Origin of the sequence: Luteibacter anthropi (genome assembly GCF_011759365.1) — a bacterium.
GTDB classification, from domain to species: domain Bacteria; phylum Pseudomonadota; class Gammaproteobacteria; order Xanthomonadales; family Rhodanobacteraceae; genus Luteibacter; species Luteibacter anthropi.
This window is the reverse complement of sequence record NZ_JAARLZ010000008.1, coordinates 1-16,376: the sequence shown is the minus strand read 5'-3', so window position 1 is coordinate 16,376 and position 16,376 is coordinate 1. Positions and strand designations below refer to the sequence as shown.

General features: G+C 65.2%; 17 protein-coding genes. 5 read left to right on the top strand and 12 right to left on the bottom strand.

What is annotated here, in order from left to right; genetic code table 11:
• Nucleotides 1-287: 287 nt before the first annotated feature.
• From flgL to HBF25_RS14675, 12 genes are all read right to left on the bottom strand, one after another.
• Nucleotides 288-1,484, bottom strand: coding sequence for a flagellar hook-associated protein FlgL (gene flgL, locus HBF25_RS14730; RefSeq protein WP_166949708.1), 1,197 nt, complete (start codon nucleotides 1,482-1,484; stop codon nucleotides 288-290).
• 2 nt (nucleotides 1,485-1,486) lie between these two features.
• Nucleotides 1,487-3,361: a flagellar hook-associated protein FlgK gene (gene flgK, locus HBF25_RS14725; RefSeq protein ID WP_166949707.1), complete on the bottom strand. Its 1,875-nt coding sequence runs from the start codon at nucleotides 3,359-3,361 to the stop codon at nucleotides 1,487-1,489.
• Between the two features lie 47 nt (nucleotides 3,362-3,408).
• Nucleotides 3,409-4,407: a flagellar assembly peptidoglycan hydrolase FlgJ gene (gene flgJ, locus HBF25_RS14720; protein ID WP_166949705.1), complete on the bottom strand. Its 999-nt coding sequence runs from the start codon at nucleotides 4,405-4,407 to the stop codon at nucleotides 3,409-3,411.
• 1 nt (nucleotide 4,408) lies between these two features.
• Nucleotides 4,409-5,536 carry a flagellar basal body P-ring protein FlgI gene (locus HBF25_RS14715; RefSeq protein ID WP_166949704.1) on the bottom strand — a complete coding sequence of 376 codons (1,128 nt, stop codon included), beginning with the start codon at nucleotides 5,534-5,536 and terminating at the stop codon, nucleotides 4,409-4,411.
• A complete protein-coding gene (gene flgH / locus HBF25_RS14710) occupies nucleotides 5,536-6,228 on the bottom strand; it encodes a flagellar basal body L-ring protein FlgH (RefSeq protein WP_208392608.1) in 693 nt (230 codons plus the stop codon). The genes HBF25_RS14715 and flgH overlap by 1 nt, the downstream gene beginning before the upstream one ends.
• On the bottom strand, nucleotides 6,228-7,013 hold the full coding sequence (gene flgG / locus HBF25_RS14705) for a flagellar basal-body rod protein FlgG (RefSeq protein ID WP_166949702.1): 786 nt from the start codon (nucleotides 7,011-7,013) through the stop codon (nucleotides 6,228-6,230). Before flgG ends, flgH begins: the two co-directional genes overlap by 1 nt.
• Before the next feature lie 62 nt (nucleotides 7,014-7,075).
• The gene (gene flgF, locus HBF25_RS14700) at nucleotides 7,076-7,816 is read right to left on the bottom strand and encodes a flagellar basal-body rod protein FlgF (RefSeq protein ID WP_166949700.1); all 741 of its coding nucleotides are present in this window, start codon (nucleotides 7,814-7,816) and stop codon (nucleotides 7,076-7,078) included.
• 63 nt (nucleotides 7,817-7,879) lie between these two features.
• Nucleotides 7,880-9,106: a flagellar hook protein FlgE gene (flgE, locus tag HBF25_RS14695; protein ID WP_166949699.1), complete on the bottom strand. Its 1,227-nt coding sequence runs from the start codon at nucleotides 9,104-9,106 to the stop codon at nucleotides 7,880-7,882.
• A gap of 20 nt (nucleotides 9,107-9,126) precedes the next feature.
• Nucleotides 9,127-9,777, bottom strand: a complete 651-nt coding sequence (locus tag HBF25_RS14690) for a flagellar hook assembly protein FlgD (protein WP_166949698.1) — start codon at nucleotides 9,775-9,777, stop codon at nucleotides 9,127-9,129.
• Between the two features lie 13 nt (nucleotides 9,778-9,790).
• Nucleotides 9,791-10,204 carry a flagellar basal body rod protein FlgC gene (gene flgC / locus HBF25_RS14685; protein WP_166949696.1) on the bottom strand — a complete coding sequence of 138 codons (414 nt, stop codon included), beginning with the start codon at nucleotides 10,202-10,204 and terminating at the stop codon, nucleotides 9,791-9,793.
• A complete protein-coding gene (flgB, locus tag HBF25_RS14680; RefSeq protein ID WP_166949694.1) occupies nucleotides 10,201-10,620 on the bottom strand; it encodes a flagellar basal body rod protein FlgB in 420 nt (139 codons plus the stop codon). The genes flgC and flgB overlap by 4 nt, the downstream gene beginning before the upstream one ends.
• Nucleotides 10,621-10,767: 147 nt before the next feature.
• Nucleotides 10,768-11,685 carry a chemotaxis protein gene (locus HBF25_RS14675; protein ID WP_166949693.1) on the bottom strand — a complete coding sequence of 306 codons (918 nt, stop codon included), beginning with the start codon at nucleotides 11,683-11,685 and terminating at the stop codon, nucleotides 10,768-10,770.
• A gap of 282 nt (nucleotides 11,686-11,967) precedes the next feature.
• Here HBF25_RS14675 and HBF25_RS14670 point away from each other — a divergent pair, with 282 nt between their 5' ends.
• The 5 genes from HBF25_RS14670 to HBF25_RS14650 all read left to right on the top strand — a co-directional run bounded on the left by HBF25_RS14670 (nucleotide 11,968) and on the right by HBF25_RS14650 (nucleotide 16,152).
• Nucleotides 11,968-13,275 carry a methyl-accepting chemotaxis protein gene (locus HBF25_RS14670; RefSeq protein WP_243853252.1) on the top strand — a complete coding sequence of 436 codons (1,308 nt, stop codon included), beginning with the start codon at nucleotides 11,968-11,970 and terminating at the stop codon, nucleotides 13,273-13,275.
• Complete coding sequence (gene flgA / locus HBF25_RS14665) at nucleotides 13,275-13,970, top strand: flagellar basal body P-ring formation chaperone FlgA (protein WP_166949690.1); 696 nt, start codon at nucleotides 13,275-13,277, stop codon at nucleotides 13,968-13,970. The genes HBF25_RS14670 and flgA overlap by 1 nt, the downstream gene beginning before the upstream one ends.
• A 104-nt stretch (nucleotides 13,971-14,074) precedes the next feature.
• Nucleotides 14,075-14,380 carry a flagellar biosynthesis anti-sigma factor FlgM gene (gene flgM, locus HBF25_RS14660; protein ID WP_166949689.1) on the top strand — a complete coding sequence of 102 codons (306 nt, stop codon included), beginning with the start codon at nucleotides 14,075-14,077 and terminating at the stop codon, nucleotides 14,378-14,380.
• Nucleotides 14,377-14,820, top strand: coding sequence for a flagella synthesis protein FlgN (locus HBF25_RS14655; RefSeq protein WP_166949688.1), 444 nt, complete (start codon nucleotides 14,377-14,379; stop codon nucleotides 14,818-14,820). Before flgM ends, HBF25_RS14655 begins: the two co-directional genes overlap by 4 nt.
• Nucleotides 14,821-14,883: 63 nt before the next feature.
• Complete coding sequence (locus tag HBF25_RS14650; RefSeq protein WP_166949686.1) at nucleotides 14,884-16,152, top strand: EAL and HDOD domain-containing protein; 1,269 nt, start codon at nucleotides 14,884-14,886, stop codon at nucleotides 16,150-16,152.
• Nucleotides 16,153-16,376: the final 224 nt, after the last annotated feature.

Genomic DNA, 16,376 nt, shown 5'->3' with positions numbered 1-16,376 from the left:
GTAGTCCGGCGGGGTTCCGTTGGTGGAGCCTTCCGCCTCAAAGAGGTTTACGGCAGGCCGGGAAGAAACTTGAGGACTTTTTTCTGCCAGTGAATCCACTTCCTGTTGACCGGGCCCCAGCAGGATTGCCCCGCCCAGCCGCTGTCAGAGGGTGTATCGGCACCTCCCCGCCCGGGTTTAGGGGAATTTTCACGATTTCCGGCAGGTTTATCTGGCCCATGACTCAGATAACCAAAAAGGGCGGCCCGACAGGCCGCCCTTTATTCGTTGCATCCTCAATAAAGCGATTATTTGAGGTAATTGAACAGGGTCAGGTTCTGCAGCTTCACATAAGCCTGCTGCGCCGCATCCAGCGCTACCTGTTGCTGGCTGAACTTGCTTGCCGCGCTCGCATAATCCAGTTCGGTCAGGTCGGACAGCGTGCTCTGGTATTGCAGGCTGGTATCGGCACCGATGGACGTCTGCTGGTCGAGCACGTTCATGCGCGCACCGATCTGGGTGATCGTGTTCATGAAGTTGCCCTTGGCCTGGTCCAGGCTCATGAGCTGCCCGTTGAGCTGGTTATTCATGGCCGGGCCGCCGCCCGGTGCTTCCAGCGCATTGATGATGCCGGCCACGGTCGAGAACACATCCTGCGACGACGAGGGCGTCACCGAGAACGAGTCGCCGGTAGCCGGCGTGCCGGTGATGTTGAGCTGCACGCCCTTGAACTGAATGGTGCCGCTGTCACCTGAATACGTACCCGTGGAAATCGCGGGCCCCGTCGGGTTGGCAGGATCGTGGATTTCATACGTGGTGGGCGACGTGAAGTTGACCGTGTAGTTCTTTCCGTCCCAGGCAGACACATCGGTGACCGACGTGCTGCCTACTACGGCACTGCCCGTATTGGCCGCATTCGCCGTCGTCACGAAGGTACCGTTGCCGCCCTTGATCGACATGAAGACAGAGTTGCCGTCGTCACCCGTGGCAACCTGCATACCCGGCCCCGCGGCGACCATGCGTTGCCCCTGGTCGCCGCCATAGCTGACACTGAGATCGCTGATCGTAAAGGGCTGCGAACCGGTGCGCGTGCCGCCGAAGATGTATTCGCCCTGCCCATCTTTCGTGTTGGCCAGTCCGACCAGCGCCTGCAGGTTCTGCCGCAGTTCGGCCGCGATGGACTTGCGCGATTCGTCGGTCTGCGGGGCATTCATGCCTTGCAGGGTCAGCGTGCGGATGCGATCCAGGATGTTGTTGGCCGAGTCCAGCGCCTGCTCCTCGGTACCCAGGCGGTTGTTCGCCGACTGGATATTGCGAGTGTACTGGTCGTTCTGCGCGGAGGCCGACGAGACGTCCACGGCGCGCGCGGCCGCCGACGGATTGTCCGATGGCGACTGGATGGCCTTGCCGTTGCCGAGCGAAAGCTGGGTCTGCGAGAGCTGGTACTGGCGATCCAGCATGGCGTTGACGGCCTGCTGCTGCCCCCATGAAGTCGAGATACGCATGATCAGCCTCGCACCGCGGAAAGAAGGGAATCGAAAATCGTGTTCGCCGCGTTGATCACCTGCGCCGAGGCCGCATACGCCTGCTGGAAACGGATCAGGTTAGCCGCTTCCTCGTCCAGGTTCACACCCGACAGGTTCTGCTGCGCCGACGTGGCGTTGTCCAGGATCGTCTGCTGCGCATCCTGCGCGGTGTTCGCCGCCGAACCGGCCGTGCCCACCTGGGAGATCAGCTGGCTGTAGGACTTGCCGACCGTGGTTACGCCATTGTCGAGCACACCCTTGTTGGCCACGTCCGCCATGGCGAGCGCGTTGCCGTTGTCACCGCTGCCGGAGGTGGCAGGTTTCACATTGAACGTATCGTTAGCGGCAGGGGCCCCCGTGAGCTTTAGGGTCCAGCCGTTGCCGGTGATCGTCGTCGGGTCGGTATAGTTCTGCGGCGCGCCGCCGTCGACCGTATAGGTCGTCGGCGAGGTGAACACGATCGATACCGGCTTATTGAAGTTGGGGTCGGCGTTATTGGTCACCGTGAGGTTGCCCAGCTTGCCCGAGCCCGTATTGCTGGAACCCTTGGCCGCACTGAGCGGGCCGGACGCCGCGATCTTGTTGGTATCGCTGATCGCCACGCCGATGGACGAGGCGGCGTTGCGGGTGGGCTGGATCTGGAAGCTGTCGCCTGCCTGCGGCGTGCCGCTGGGGATGGTGATCTTCAGCCCGTCGATGACGATGGGATCGGCCGACGTACCCGTACCGGTGGAGGGCACCGTGACGCCAGCCGTGGTGGTCACCGACCACTTCGTACCGTCGTAACGCATGATGTAATCGGAGCTGCCCAGCTTGCTCACGTCGGACACGGTGGCTGCGACCTGCGCATTGCCCTTGTTCGAGGTGCTGTTGTACACCGACGGATCGCCGATGGAGAAGAAATCGCCGCCCGGGTTGCCGTTGAGGTCGATGCCCTGGGCATGCTGCTTGTTGAACGCGCTCTCCATCGCGATGGCCGCACGACCGAGCTGGTTGCGCGCCGGGTCGAGCACATTGGTACGAAAGTCGATGGCCGCACCGAGCGAGCCGGAGCCCAGCTGCGTGCTGATCACCGCCCCACCCTCGCCCAGGATCTCCAGGCGCGAGGAATCGTACTGGTTGGGCGCGGTGGACAGCTGGGTAAAGCTGGTGCCGCTGACCAGTGGCTGGCCGTTGCCGATGGAAACCGTCACCGTGTGATCGCTGCTCTGGGTCACGCTCACGCCGACGATGCCGGAGAGCTTGGTGATCGCCTGGTCGCGCGCGTCCAGCAGGTCGTTGGGAACAGCGCCACCTGAATAGGCCTTCTGGATCTGCCCGTTGAGGTCGGCGATGCTCTTCGACAGGGAGTTGACGTCATCGACGCCACTGCTGATCTGCTGGTTGGTCTGCTTGTCGATCTGCTGGAATTGCGACGACAGCGAACGGAACGTCGAGACCAGCGAGTTGGCCTTGCCGATCAGCGCCTGTCGGCTGGCCGTATCGGTGGGGGCATTCGCCACGTCGCTCACGGCGCCGAAGAAGTTGTCCAGCGCACTTTGCAGGTTGGCCGAGCCGCTCACGGCATTGTTCACCGAGGCGGTGAGGCTGGCGTAGGTCGCCGCCCTGCTCTGCCCCGACGTGGCGCCCCAGACCTGCTGGGTGAGAAACTGGCTATAGGATCGCTGCACCGACACCGCATCGGCACCCTGGCCGATGTACATGTTGCCGTAGTACTGCGGCGCACGCGCGTTGAACGACGTGGTCTGCCGCGTATAGCCGCTGGTATTGGAGTTGGTGATGTTATGGCCGACGGTCGCGAGGCCTACCTGCGAAGCAAGCAGCCCGGACACGCCGGTGGAAAGTAAATCGGCCATCGTCGTTACCCTCTGTATCCCGTTGCGTTTCGTTGGCCCGTAAGTCGTTACAACTGGTCGGCGATGTGACTGAGCGCGGCCAGCGCCTGCTTCATCACCGGACCATTGGCGATATCCACCAGCTTCTGCGCATAGCTCGGATCGGTGGCGTAACCACCCTTGGTGAGCGCGTTCGCGAAGCCCGCGATATCGTCGCCACGGCCCACCGCCTGCGCATAGCGCGGGCTGGTGGACACCATGTCGGCGTAATCACTGAACGAATCGGCCGGCGTGTCGTAGGCGCGGAAGCTGTCCTTCTTGCGCACGGCCATGCCGTTTTCGTATTCCAGCGTCGGCACGTTGACGCGGCGGCCATCCCAGCTGCTGCCGGCCTTGATGCCGAACATGTTGTTGCTTGCCGTCGCACCCTGCACCGGCATGTGCTTGCCCCAGCCGGTTTCGAGCGCGGCCTGCGCCAGCAGGGCGCGCACCGATACGCCGAGCTTGCGCGCGGCCTCGATGGCATGCGGCGCGAACTTGCGCACGAAATCTTCGGGGCCTTCGATGTTCATCTTGCCCACGGCGTCGGCCACTGCGTTGGCACCGGCACCCACCACCTTGCCGGCATTGCTCAGCATGGCTTCGAGCGAATCCATGAGGCCGCTGTCGCGATCGGACGGCGACGAAATGGCCTGTGCCGTGGTGGCGCTGCCCGACACATCGGCAAACATGTCGTCGTTGGAACCACCCTTACCCTTGGTCAGGCCACCCAGCTGGCGTACCAGCATGTCGGCGATACCGATGCCCTTGCCCTGCGACAGGGTCAGCGACAGCTGGTGGTCGAACATGTCGCGATAGGCATCACCGGCCTGCGAACCCATGATGTCGTCGCCCATCGACTTACTGGCGTCGCGCATGGACTTCAGCATCATCTGGGTGAAGATCGATTCGAACTGCTTGGCGACCGCAGGCAAGGCGGCCTTCGAGTCCTGCTGCGCGGCCGTACGCAATCCGCCCAGCGAGGACAGGTTGGTATAGACGCTCTGCGGGTCGAAGGCGGCGGCCATATCAGATCACCACCAGTTCGGCACGCAGCGCGCCGGATTCCTTCAGCGCCTGGAGGATGGAAATCAGGTCGCTGGGTGACGCGCCGACCTGGTTCACGGCACGCACGATCGCATCCAGGCTGGTGCCCGGACCGAACTTGAACATATGGCCGCCATCCTCGCTCACGGCAACCTGGCTGCTGGGCACCACGGCGGTCTGGCCCCGGCTGAACGCGCCCGGCTGGCTCACCTGGGGCTGCTCGCTGATGGTGACCTGGATGGAACCATGGGCCACGGCGGCGGCACCGACCTTCACGTCCGAACCGATCACCACCGTACCGGTGCGCGAATTCACGATGACGCGCGCGGGTGCATCGCCCGGCGTGACATCGAGCGCCTGGATCGTGGACAGCCATGACACACGCTGCGACGGGTCCATCGGTGCGCGGACAGCCACCGAGCCGGAATCCACCGCATTGGCGGTGCCCGAACCGAAGTTGCGGTTGACCGCCTCGGCAATGCGCGCAGCCGTGGTGAAGTCGGCCGTGTTGAGGTTCAGCATGATGTCGCCGCCCTTGTCGAAGGACGTGGCGACGCTGCGTTCGATGGAAGCGCCACCGGGAATGCGGCCGCTGGCGGAGATGTTCACCTGCACGCTGGAGCCGCTACGGCCCTGCGCGCTGACGCCGCCAACGACGACGCTCCCCTGAGCGATGGCGTAGATCTGGCCATCGGCACCCTTGAGCGGCGACATCAGCAGTTCGCCGCCACGGATGCTCTTGGCATTGCCGATGGAAGCCACGGTGACGTCGATCCGCTGGCCCGGCTTGGCGAACGGCGGCAGTTCGGCGGTAATGGTGACGGCCGCGGCATTCTTCAGCTGCGGACGCACGTTCGCCGGCACGTTCACGCCGAACTGCTGCAGCATGTTCTCGATGCTTTGCGTGGTGAACGGTGCCTGGCTGGTCTGGTCGCCACTGCCGTCCAGGCCCACGACCAGGCCATAGCCCACCAGCTGGTTGCTGCGCACGCCGCCGACCTGGGCCAGGTCGCGGATGCGATCGGCATGCACCGGCAGGATGGCGCCAAGCACCAGCACTGCGATGGCGGTGCGCACGATGGCACGCAGGCGGGAGGTCACGGCGTTCATCAGTACGGCATCCACTTCGAATCGAAGAAGCGCGACAGCCAGCCACGCGTATTGGAGTCGGCCAGCGTGCCCTTGCCCACGTATTCGATACGCGCATCGGCCACGCGGCTGGACGGCACGGTGTTGTCCGAGCCGATGTCCTGCGGACGCACGATGCCCGACACACGCACCAGCTCTTCGCCCTGGTTGATGGTGAGCCACTTCTCGCCGCGCACGATCAGTGCGCCGTTGGACAGGCGCTGTGCGACGGTGACGGTGATCAGGCCCGAGAGCTGGTTGCTCTGCGTCGACGAACCGTCACCTGCAAAAGCATTGCTGCTGGACAGCGAGCTGTCGGCCGTCTTGCCACCGATGCGCAGGCCCTGGCCGAGCAGGGTCGGCGAGGTGAGTGTGTTGCCGTTCTTCTTGTTCGTGCTGGTCGCGGCCTTCTTGCTGGCCTGCGTCGCTTCCACGAGGGTAATGGTCAGGATGTCGCCGACGCGATGCGCGCGCGGGTCGGCGAACAATTCCATCGACTGCTGGTCGGCATAGATCGAGCCGGTGGGCTGCGCGGGCACCGCCGGATCGACGGGCAAGGTGGCCGTGTACATCGGCTTGGGCGTAGGCGGCACCATGCCGCAACCGGAGAGCACGGCCAGCGGCAGCGCGGCGACGAGAATGCGGGCGAAACGGTTCTTCATGACGTTGCTCATCAGGTCTTCTGGGTGATGAACTGGAGCATCTGGTCGGACGCCGAAATCGCCTTCGAATTCATCTCGTAGGCGCGCTGGGTCTCGATCATGTTCACCATTTCCTCGACGACGTTCACGTTCGAGGTTTCCAGGGAGTTCTGTGCGATGGTGCCGAGGCCGTTGAGGCCGGCGGTACCGGTCTGCGGCGCGCCGCTGGCGGCCGTTTCCAGGTAAAGGTTGTCGCCACGCGGCTCCAGGCCGGCGGGGTTCACGAAATCGGCGAGCTGGATCTGGCCCAGCGTCTGCGGCGTGGCCGAACCCGGCACCACGACGCTGACGGTGCCGTCCTTGCCGATGGTCATGCTGCTGGCATTGGGCGGCAGCGTGATCGCCGGCTCGATGGGGTAGCCGTCGTTGGTGACGAGCTGGCCGTTGGGGTCGCGCTTGAGCGAACCATCGCGCGAGTAACCGACGGTGCCGTCCGGCAGGGTCACCTGCAGGAAGCCGCGGCCGTCGATGCGGATATCGAACGGGTTGTCGGTCTGTTGCGAACCACCCTGCTCGAACATCTTCTGGGTGCCGACCACGCGCACACCGGTGCCGATCATGAAGCCGGTCGGCGACTGGGTCTGTTCCGTCGTCTGCGCACCGGCCTGGCCGCGGTTCTGGTAGGCCAGGTCCTCGAACTCGGCGCGCGTACGCTTGAAGGCCGTGGTGTTGGTATTGGCCAGGTTGTTGGAGACGACATCCATGCGCGTCTGCTGCGCATCGAGGCCGGTCTTGGCAATCCAGAGGGACGTGAGCATGGCTGACTCCTGCGCATCCGCGCTTTACATGCCGGCGACGGTTTTGCGTCGCGCGACGGTGGTTACCCCACCTGAAGCAATTTCGATGCCGACTGGGCGTTGTCGTCGGCAGTTTTGATGGAACGCACCTGCATTTCGAATTCGCGCGAGAGCGAAATCATCTTCACCAGCACCTCGGAAGGGTTGACGTTGCTGGCTTCCAGCGCGCCGGACACCACGCGCACATCGGCATCGGCAGGTGCCGTGCTGCCGTCTTTCATGTGCATCAGGCCGTCGCTGCCGTAGCTCAGCTGGTCGTTGCCGGGGTTCACCAGCTTGATCCGGTCCGTGGTGGCAACCGCGGCCGGCGTATCGCCGAGCGGCACCACCGAAATCGTGCCGTCCGTGCCGATCCGCACACTGGAAGCCTGCGGAATCGAGATCGGACCACCACCGCCCATGACGGCATTGCCACGGGCATCCGTCAACAAACCGTCGGCATCGATGCGCAGGTTGCCCGCACGCGTATAGCCTTCGTTGCCGTCCGGGCCTTGCACCGCGATCCAGCCGTTGCCCTGCACGGAGATGTCCAGGTCATTGCCGGTGGCACTCTGCGTGCCGCCAGTAGTGTCCCAGCCCATGCCCTGGGCCACGCCGTTGATGCGCGTCTGCAAGCCGTCGCCCTGCACCGGCATGCTCTGGAAAGCCGACAATTCGGCCTTGAAGCCCGTGGTGTTGGCGTTGGCGAGGTTATGCGCCACTTCGGCCTGGGCACGCATGATCTGCGTGGCACCGGTCATCGCGACGTAGACGGAACGATCCATGGCGGATTCCCTGCTGGACGGGTGGGGCCCGGGCGCGGATCACTCCGCACCCGGGCCGCCGGCTTAGTTGCGGATGTTGATGATGGTCTGGGTGAGCTTGTCGTCGGTGGAGATGACCTGCGCGTTCGCCTGGTAGTTGCGCTGCGCCTTGATCATGTTCACCAGCTGGGCCGTGAGGTCCGCCGTGTTCGACGATTCGAGCTGGCCGGACTGCACCTGGCCCACATCACCGGAGTTGGCCACACCACGGATCGGCTGGCCCGATTCCGCCGACGGCACCCAGTTGGTGTCGTTGAGCTGGCGCAGGCCCTGGTTGTTCGAGAAGGTGGCGATCGCCAGCTGGCCCAGCGGAATGGTGGCGCCGTTGGAGTAGATGGCGTTGACCGTGCCGTCCTTCGCGACGTCGATCTTGGAGAACTTGCCGGCCGCATTGCCATCGTTGCTGATGGCCGTGGTCGCGAACTGGTCGCCGAACTGGGTGACCTTGCTCATGTCCAGCGTGAGGTTGATCGGCGCCGCGCCCGGGTTCGGCGACACGGCACCGAAATTGAGCTTGCCACCGGCCGGCGTGGTGATTGCGCCACCTGCGCTGAATACCATCTGCTGTGCCGTACCCACCTCGGTACCGTCCACGGTCATGTGGGCAGCCCACGTGTTCGGATTGGTGGCGTCCTTCACGTAGTAGACGTTGACGGTATGCGTCGCGCCCAGCGAGTCGTAGGCCTGGAAGGTCGAGAAATTGTTGTACGTGGCGTTGTTCTTCGGATCGAACGCACCGCCGGTCGGCGCCGTGGCGCTGGACTGCAGGTTGGCGGTGATGCCGATGTTCGCGCTGGCCTTGGCCGGCGACGCACCGGTGGTGATCTTGAGATCGGTGAGCGTGGAGATGTCGAAGGTGCCGCCGGCGGTAGGCGGATACACCTGCACGTTCTGGCCCGTGGCGTTGACGATGTTGCCGTTGTCGTCCGGGTGGAAGTTGCCGGCGCGCGAATACGAATAGCCCGAACCGTCGTGCAGCGTGAAGAAGCCTGCACCACTCAGGGCGAAATCGTAGGAGTTGCCGGTCTGGGTCAGGGCGCCGTCGCCGAACTGCTGGGCGATGTTGGTCACGCGCACGCCGCTGCCGGCGGCCGTGGCCGAGAGGTTTTCGCCGGCCACCGAGTAGACCTGCGAGAACTCGGCGCGCGAGCCCTTGTAGCCCACGGTGCTGACGTTGGCGATGTTGTTCGCGGTGACTTCCAGGTCGGTGGACGCCGCGTTGATGCCGCTTAGGGCGATATCGAATGGCATGGTGGATTTCCTCGCTGTACTTACAGGACTTGTGCGATCTGGCTGAGCAGGGCACCGCCGAAGCCGGCCACCTGCACGTACGTACCGTCGGTGCCCGAAGCACCGACGCCTTCCACCTTTCCGCGAACGAAGGTATCGATCGCGTTGCCGCCGGAAGTCGCGGACATCTGGTACACGCCGTCCGGCAGCTGCGTGCCGTCGTCGGACTTGCCGTCCCAGCTGAACTGGGCCAGGCCCGCATCCGGCTGGCCGAGGGAAATGGTGCGCACGACGTTGCCGGCGCTGTCCTTGATCTGCACGTTCACGTAGGTGCCCGAGTTGGGCACGTTGACGGCGCCATCCATTTCCTTGTTCGTGAGCTTGCCCGCCGTGGAGGGCACGATCACCTGATGGCCCACCAGCGCCGATGCACGCACGAACTGGTCGCCCGTGAGGTTCTTCGACAGGCTGTCGAAGGACTGCTGCAGCTCCTGGGTGGCGGCCACCTGGGAGAACTGCGCCATCTGCGCCACCATCTGCGTGGAATCCATCGGCTTGGTCGGATCCTGGTTGGTCATCTGCGTGACCATGAGCTTCAGGAAATCCGACTGCGACAGCGTCTGCTGCTGGAGCTGGTTGGAAGACGACTGATTGGAGCCGTAGCTGTTGTTGCCGCTGACCGCATCGACCATGACTGGTTACCTCTTATTTGCCCAGGTCCAGCGTTTTCTGCATGAGCTGCTTGGCGCTGTTCATGACTTCGACGTTGTTCTGGTAGGAACGCGACGCGGAGATCATGTTGACCAGCTCGTCGACCGGATTGACGTTGCTCGAATAGACATAGCCGTTGGTGTCGGCCATCGGGTTGGCAGGCTCGTAGCGCGACTGCACGGGGGCCTGGCTTTCGGTGACGCCCATCGCGCGCACGCCCGCGTTTTCCATCTGCCCGTTGACCTGCTGCTGCACGGCCGAAAACATCGGCTGCTTCGCGCGGTAGGCCGTGGCCTCGCTGCTGGACACGCTGTCCGCGTTGGCCATGTTGCTGGCGGTGGTGTTGAGCCGCGCCGACTGCGCAGCCATGCCGGAACCGGCGACGTCGAAGATATTGAGCAGGCTCATGAGCTGGATCCTGTGATGGCGAGGCGCATGGCGTGGATCTGCCCCGTGATGAAACTGAGGGATGCCTGGTAATGGATGGCGTTGCTGGCGAACTGCGCCTGCTCCACCTGGGTGTCCACGGTGTTGCCATCCATGGTCGGCTGGGTCTCCACGCGGTAGGCGAGCTTGTTCGCCTCGTTCATCGCGAAGGCGGAGTTGCCACCGATATGGCCGTCCGAGGTGGCGCTCATCGACAGGCGATCGCCGTCCTCCGCTCCCGTGGCGGCGCTCAGCACCTTGCGGAAATCGAGGTCGCGGGCGAGGAACCCCGGGGTGTCGGCGTTGGCGAGGTTCGATGAAATGACCTCGGCACGGCGCTGGAACACGCCCAGTGCCTGCGCGTGTACGCCGAATAGCGGATCCTTGTTGTCGATCATGGCGCTGCCCCTCTCGTTAGACCTGGCCCGAGGGCTTCAGCAAGAGGCGTGCCATGAACGAAAAACGGCGCCGTAGCGCCGTTTACAGGTGAACAGGATGGACTTGCGCCGGAATTCCGACGCCCGTCAGGCGACGGTGGCCCGTCGTCAGGTCGGCAACAAATCCAGCACGGCCGAGGCCAGCACGTCGGGCTGGAACTTGGCGATGAAGCGGTCGGCGCCCACGCGGGCCACCATCGCCTCGTTGAACACCCCGCTCAACGAGCTATGCAGCAACACCTTCAGATGACGCAGCTGGGCGTCCTCGCGGATGGCACGGGTCAGGGCGTAGCCATCCATCGACGGCATCTCGATGTCGGACACCACGAGCGAGACCTTCTCGGCCTCCGGTCCCATCGCCAGCGTGCGCAGCAGGTCGAGGCCTTCGCTGCCGTCCTTCGCCACGATGCATTCCAGGTCGAGCTTGCGAAACAGGTCCACAAGCTGGGTGCGGGCCACGAGTGAATCGTCCACCACCAGCAGGCGACGGTTTCCCGCCAGGTGGACATGGGCCGCCTTCTGCACCCGCTCGGAGATCTCCACCGTGCGCGGATCGACGCTGGCCAGCACCTGCTCCACGTCCACGATGGCGATCAGGTCGCCGTCGAGGCGGGTCACGGCGTTCACGCGGGAGCCATAGCCCAGGGCCGGCGGTGGGGCGGCCATCTGGGCACCATCCACATGGATGATGCGATCGACGTCGGACACCAGGAAGCCCTGCACCGAGCGGTTGAACTCGGTGACGATGAGATGTGCGCTGTCCACGGCGGCCAGCGGCGGATAGCCCATGGCGGCGGCCAGGTCGATCACGGGAATGGTATGGCCGCGATAGTCGAAGCTGCCCGAAACCAGCGCGTGCATGCTGGGCATGCGCTCCAGCCGCGGGCGGCGCAGCACCTCGCGCACCTTGAACACGTTGATCCCGAACGCCTGCCCGTCACCCAGCCGGAACAGCAGCATGGCCACGCGGTTGTGGCCCGCGAGGCGGGTAAAGGTTTCGACGGTGTCGAGGAGCGGTCGGGCCATGGAGTGCAGGTGACGTTCGATGGGGTCAGATCCGTATCGGCCGGTGCCGGCCGTTCTTTACCTGTAGGAGCGCGCATTGCGCGCGACCGGCTGAGGCCGGGCCATGCACGCTCGCCAATACCTGCCTCCCCCTGTGCGCGACAGGGGCATGCCTCACCGCTGGAATCGGTCGCGCGCGAGGCGCGCTCCTACAGGGGGGGGGGGATGGCACGGGTATTGCTTGACTCAAGTCCGAAGGCCCGCGACCGATGTAGTGGGCGTCCTATGGAAAAGCGAACCACTATGTCCCTGCTCTGGAGTCAGCACGTCCGCCTTCTTGCCCAGGCCGCCGCCAGCGGCGATGCCGCGCGCGTGCGTGCGCTGGCGGCGCAATATCCGGCCGCCGCCAACGCCCTGGGGGCCCTGCTGAAGCCCGCGGAACCGCGTACCGCACCAGCCACCACCATCCAGGCCATCGAGCAGCAGGGCATGGTGCTCACCAGCGCCCAGGCGCTGGGCGTCACGCTGCAAGACCTCGGTGGCGCGGTGGAAGGCGCCCGCGATGCCGCCGGTCGTTTGACGGAGGCCGGCGCCAGGATTTCGACGGCGATCGACCAGGCGCGCTCCGGCATCAACGGCATGACCGATGCCGGCAACCAGGGCCAGTCCACCGCCGGCGAACTCGATGGCCAGCTGCGCCTGCTGCGCAGCGCCCTGTCGGGCATGAGCCGCAACCACGCCCAGTTCTCCGAATACTTCACCGCCATCCGCAAGCTGACGGCCTCGGTGCAGGACATCGCGCACCAGACCAACCTCGTGGCTCTGAATGCCGCCATCGAAGCCGCCCGCGCCGGTGAAGCCGGCCGTGGTTTCGCCGTGGTGGCCGACGAGGTCAAGCAACTGGCCGAGAAGACCACCCAGGCCACCGCCGAGATCGACGACGTGACCCGGGCCGTGGGCGAATTCTCCGGCCAGCTCGACGAGGCCGTGCAGAACAGCCTGCGTCGCCTCGAACAGACCCAGTCCGGCATCGCCGGCATGCAGGCCTCGCTGGGCCGCGTGGACGGTGCCGTGCGCTCTGCCCGCGAAAGCCTGGATGCGGCACGCGACGGCATGGGCAACCTGCAGGAACGGATCGGTGGCGTGCAGGCCGCGCAGTCCGGCCTCAACCGCACCTCCAACGAAGCGCGCCGCCAGGCCGACGCCGCCGCACGCTCCGCCGTGCTGGCGCATCGACTGGGGCTGTCACGCCTTGAAACCGAAGGCGAGCTGGACGTCGCCACGCTGAGCCAGATGATCCGCGAAGCCAGCCAGGGCCTGCGCTACGCGCTGGAACTATCGGCCCGCGATCCGGCTGGTCTCGACCGTCGCTGGCTCGACACCACCCCGCTGATACGCTGCATCGACCAGCTGCGCTCGCGTCGCGGTGACGCGTCGGCCGATCCGGTGCGCGCGGCGGGCGAGCGCTTCTCCGCGCTGGCCTCCCAGTACGCCCTGACCCTCGGTGAGGGCCGTCACGCCGACGCTTCGCACATGCTGCCCAACCTCACCCGCGAGCTGGATGCCATCGTGCAGGGACTGTCGTCGGCGCTCGCGGAGCGTGCCGCCTGATGTCCAGCCGCCCGGCCAGCGCCATCGCCGCCCTCGTCGTCCTGTGCTGCGCGCAGGACGCGCTGGCGACGACGCAGGAAGCGGTGCGCTCGACGGCGGTGTCCTGGCTACAGAACAACCGTACGCTGCCCGGTGCGCGCATGACGGCCGAGGCGGATTCTCTCGACAGCCGCCTGCGACTGGCCGATTGCGCCGCCCCGCTCCAGGCGTCGCTGCCCGGCAATCGTCCGCTGGGCGCACGGGTCAGCGTCATCGTGCATTGCCCCGTGCCCGGTGGCTGGACGGTGCGCGTGCCGGTCAAGGTAAAGATGTTCACCAACGTGCTGGTCACCAGCCGCCCTCTGACTCGGGGCGACGGCATCGGTGCCAGCGACGTGCATAGCGAAGAGCGAGATGTTGCCAGCCTGGCCTACGGCTATATCGCCGGCCTCGACCAGGTGGACGGCCGCGCGCTGGCCCGCCCGTTGAATGCAGGCACCGTACTCACCCCCGGCATGCTCGCCGGCCGCCAGGCCGTGCGCGTGGGCGATGCGGTGAGCATGGAGGCCAATGTCGATGGGGTGACCATCCGCGCCGAAGGCGTGGCCATGGGTGCCGGGGATGCCGGAGCGCGCCTGCGGGTGCGTAACGCCTCGTCCGGCAAGGTGCTCGATGCCGTGGTCCGTGGGCCGGGGGTCGTCACCGTCCTGCCATGAACGAAATCCCAATTCCGTCACACTTCACCGCCTGAGCCCCGTTAAAGTTTGCCTCCGGATCGCCGATAAGCCATTCGAAGGACACCCGTTCCGAGGAAATACCCATGACCAACACCATCAAACCCGGTCTCCAGCCACAACAGCCCCCGGTGCAGCTGCGTTCGCAGAATGCCCAGGCAGGCTCGGCTGGCCAGGCACAGGGCTCCACGGCGGTCCGTCCCAGCGACGACAGCGTGAAGATCACCGACTCGGCCAAGGCGCTCGACGCCGCCAGCCGCGGTGACGGCATCGACACCGCCAAGGTGGACGCCATCCGCGCCAAGCTGGCCGACGGCACCTACAAGCCCGACGCCCAGGCGATCGCCAGCAAGTTTCTTTCGATGGAAGGCCAGCTCGGCGGCAAGGTATGACCGACTCGCACGCCTCCGACTTCGACGCAGCCCTGCGCGCCGTCATGGACGAACTTGCCCATGAAGTGGACACGCTGCACGCTACCCTGGTGGACGAGCGCATGGCGCTGGACCAGGGCGATGCGCCGTCGCTTGAAGTCGCCGGTCGTGCGAAGAGCCATTCGCTGGATCGCATCGAGAAACTCGACGTCGAGCGCCGCCACCTGAGCGATGCCGCCAACGTCGACTCGCTCAACGATCCACGCTGGTCGCATACCATCGACCGCCTGCTCGAATGCCGGCGGATGAATGAAGTCAACGGCCGCATCGTCGGCCAGCGCATCGGCCAGGTGCGCCAGGCGCTCGCGCTGATTTCCGGCGACGCCCAGGGTGGTGCCACCTACGGTCCCGACGGGGCCGCACGGATAAAACTCCGTTCCGCGACGCTTGCACAGGTTTGATGTCGCCGAATCAGGGATAATCTTTCCGTCAAGCACTCACCGAACGGCGCACGACCCAGATCCATGGCAGCGAACCCCCAGCCGAACGCGGTGAACGACGACGGAATCCTTCCCATCGTTCGTATCCCGATCCTCGACCGCAAGCAGGCGTTGTTCGCCTACGAGCTTATTTTCCCGCGCCCCGCCGGCAGTGACATCGATGCCGCCGCGCATGCGCACACCCAGGCCACGCTGAGCGCCATCGCCGATGGCAGCCTCAAGCGACTGGTGCGCGACAATCGCGCGTTCCTGCATATGTCGCGCGATCTGCTGCTTTCGCACGCCGACATCCTGCGGCACAACGCGCGCATGGGCGCCAGCATCAGTGCCGACGTCGGCCTCGACGACCAGCTGCTCACCCGCCTGCGCGAGCTGAAAAGCCAGGGCTGCCTGTTCATGCTGGAAGACTTCAACCTTCCGGTCGATCCCGAGCGCCGTGCAGGCGTGGATGCACTGCTGCGCATCGTGCAGTTCGCCAAGGTGGCAGTGGATCATCGACACCCCGTCGCGGCCCGGGCGCACATGGATTACGTGCATGCGTTCGGCGTCAAGGTGATCGTCACCGGCATCGATACGCACGAGACCTTCATCGACTATGCCGACCAGGATGTCGACGGCTTCCAGGGCAAATACCTGCTGCGCCCCGAGCGCGTGGACATGCCCCGTCTCACGCCGAGCAAGCTGGGCGTGCTGCGCCTCATGGGTGCGCTGCAGGATGAAAACAACGGCCCGGTAGAACTGGGCAAGATCGTGCGCGACGATGCCATCCTCAGCTACAAGCTGCTGGGTTGCGTGAACTCGGCCTATTTCGCCCTGCCCCGCCAGCTGAAGTCGGTGGAACAGGCGGCCGTGTTCTTCGGCGTGAACCGCATGCGCAACTGGATCTTCACCATGGCCGTGTCGGGCATGGACGAACGTCCGCCGGAGCTGCTGCGCCTGGCCCTCATCCGCGCGCACATGTGCGAGAAGCTGGCCCGCAGCGTGAAGCCCGAGTTGCAGGAAATGGCCTTTACCGCCGGCCTGTTCTCGCTGCTCGACACGCTGATGAACGTGTCGATGGCCTACGTGCTGGAACACCTTCCGCTCGCATTGGAAATCCGCGAGGCACTGCTGGAAGGCGTCGGCCCGTTCGCTCCGCTGCTCGACCAGATCCGTCACTGGGAACAGGGCGAACTGGAAGGCGAGAACGAACTGGACGCACAGCACCTGCAGACCATGGCCTCGATCTACCACGAGGCTGCCGGCTGGGCAGACCACGTCTACGCATTCGCAGACGGCTCGGCAAACGACTGAATCCCGTGGTTCCTGCGAAAGCAGGAACCCAGTGCGGGGCGATGGGTTTTCGCCTGAGGCTACCCTGCACAAGAGCCGATGATGCGTGGTCGTGCTTGCTGGTGAACCGGGGCGCTGGGTTCCAGCTTTCGCTGGAACGACGAGCTGTGACGCTTGCCCCCCCTGCCTATCCCTCACGTCGTTCCTGCGAAAGCAGGAACCCAGTGCGGTGCGATGGGTTTTCG

Bases quoted from the DNA above. Each gene is read 5' to 3' on its own strand.
- HBF25_RS14715 (WP_166949704.1), bottom strand. From the start codon at position 5,536: ATGAACGCCGTGACCTCCCGCCTGCGTGCCATCGTGCGCACCGCCATC.
- flgK (WP_166949707.1), bottom strand. From the start codon at position 3,361: ATGGCCGATTTACTTTCCACCGGCGTGTCCGGGCTGCTTGCTTCGCAG.
- HBF25_RS14650 (WP_166949686.1), top strand. From the start codon at position 14,884: ATGGCAGCGAACCCCCAGCCGAACGCGGTGAACGACGACGGAATCCTT.
- flgA (WP_166949690.1), top strand. From the start codon at position 13,275: ATGTCCAGCCGCCCGGCCAGCGCCATCGCCGCCCTCGTCGTCCTGTGC.
- flgG (WP_166949702.1), bottom strand. From the start codon at position 7,013: ATGCTCACGTCCCTCTGGATTGCCAAGACCGGCCTCGATGCGCAGCAG.
- HBF25_RS14670 (WP_243853252.1), top strand. From the start codon at position 11,968: ATGTCCCTGCTCTGGAGTCAGCACGTCCGCCTTCTTGCCCAGGCCGCC.
- flgC (WP_166949696.1), bottom strand. From the start codon at position 10,204: ATGAGCCTGCTCAATATCTTCGACGTCGCCGGTTCCGGCATGGCTGCG.
- flgL (WP_166949708.1), bottom strand. From the start codon at position 1,484: ATGCGTATCTCGACTTCATGGGGGCAGCAGCAGGCCGTCAACGCCATG.
- flgM (WP_166949689.1), top strand. From the start codon at position 14,075: ATGACCAACACCATCAAACCCGGTCTCCAGCCACAACAGCCCCCGGTG.
- flgF (WP_166949700.1), bottom strand. From the start codon at position 7,816: ATGGATCGTTCCGTCTACGTCGCGATGACCGGTGCCACGCAGATCATG.
- HBF25_RS14675 (WP_166949693.1), bottom strand. From the start codon at position 11,685: ATGGCCCGACCGCTCCTCGACACCGTCGAAACCTTTACCCGCCTCGCG.
- flgE (WP_166949699.1), bottom strand. From the start codon at position 9,106: ATGCCATTCGATATCGCCCTAAGCGGCATCAACGCGGCGTCCACCGAC.
- flgH (WP_208392608.1), bottom strand. From the start codon at position 6,228: ATGAGCAACGTCATGAAGAACCGTTTCGCCCGCATTCTCGTCGCCGCG.
- flgB (WP_166949694.1), bottom strand. From the start codon at position 10,620: ATGATCGACAACAAGGATCCGCTATTCGGCGTACACGCGCAGGCACTG.
- flgJ (WP_166949705.1), bottom strand. From the start codon at position 4,407: ATGGCCGCCGCCTTCGACCCGCAGAGCGTCTATACCAACCTGTCCTCG.
- HBF25_RS14690 (WP_166949698.1), bottom strand. From the start codon at position 9,777: ATGGTCGATGCGGTCAGCGGCAACAACAGCTACGGCTCCAATCAGTCG.
- HBF25_RS14655 (WP_166949688.1), top strand. From the start codon at position 14,377: ATGACCGACTCGCACGCCTCCGACTTCGACGCAGCCCTGCGCGCCGTC.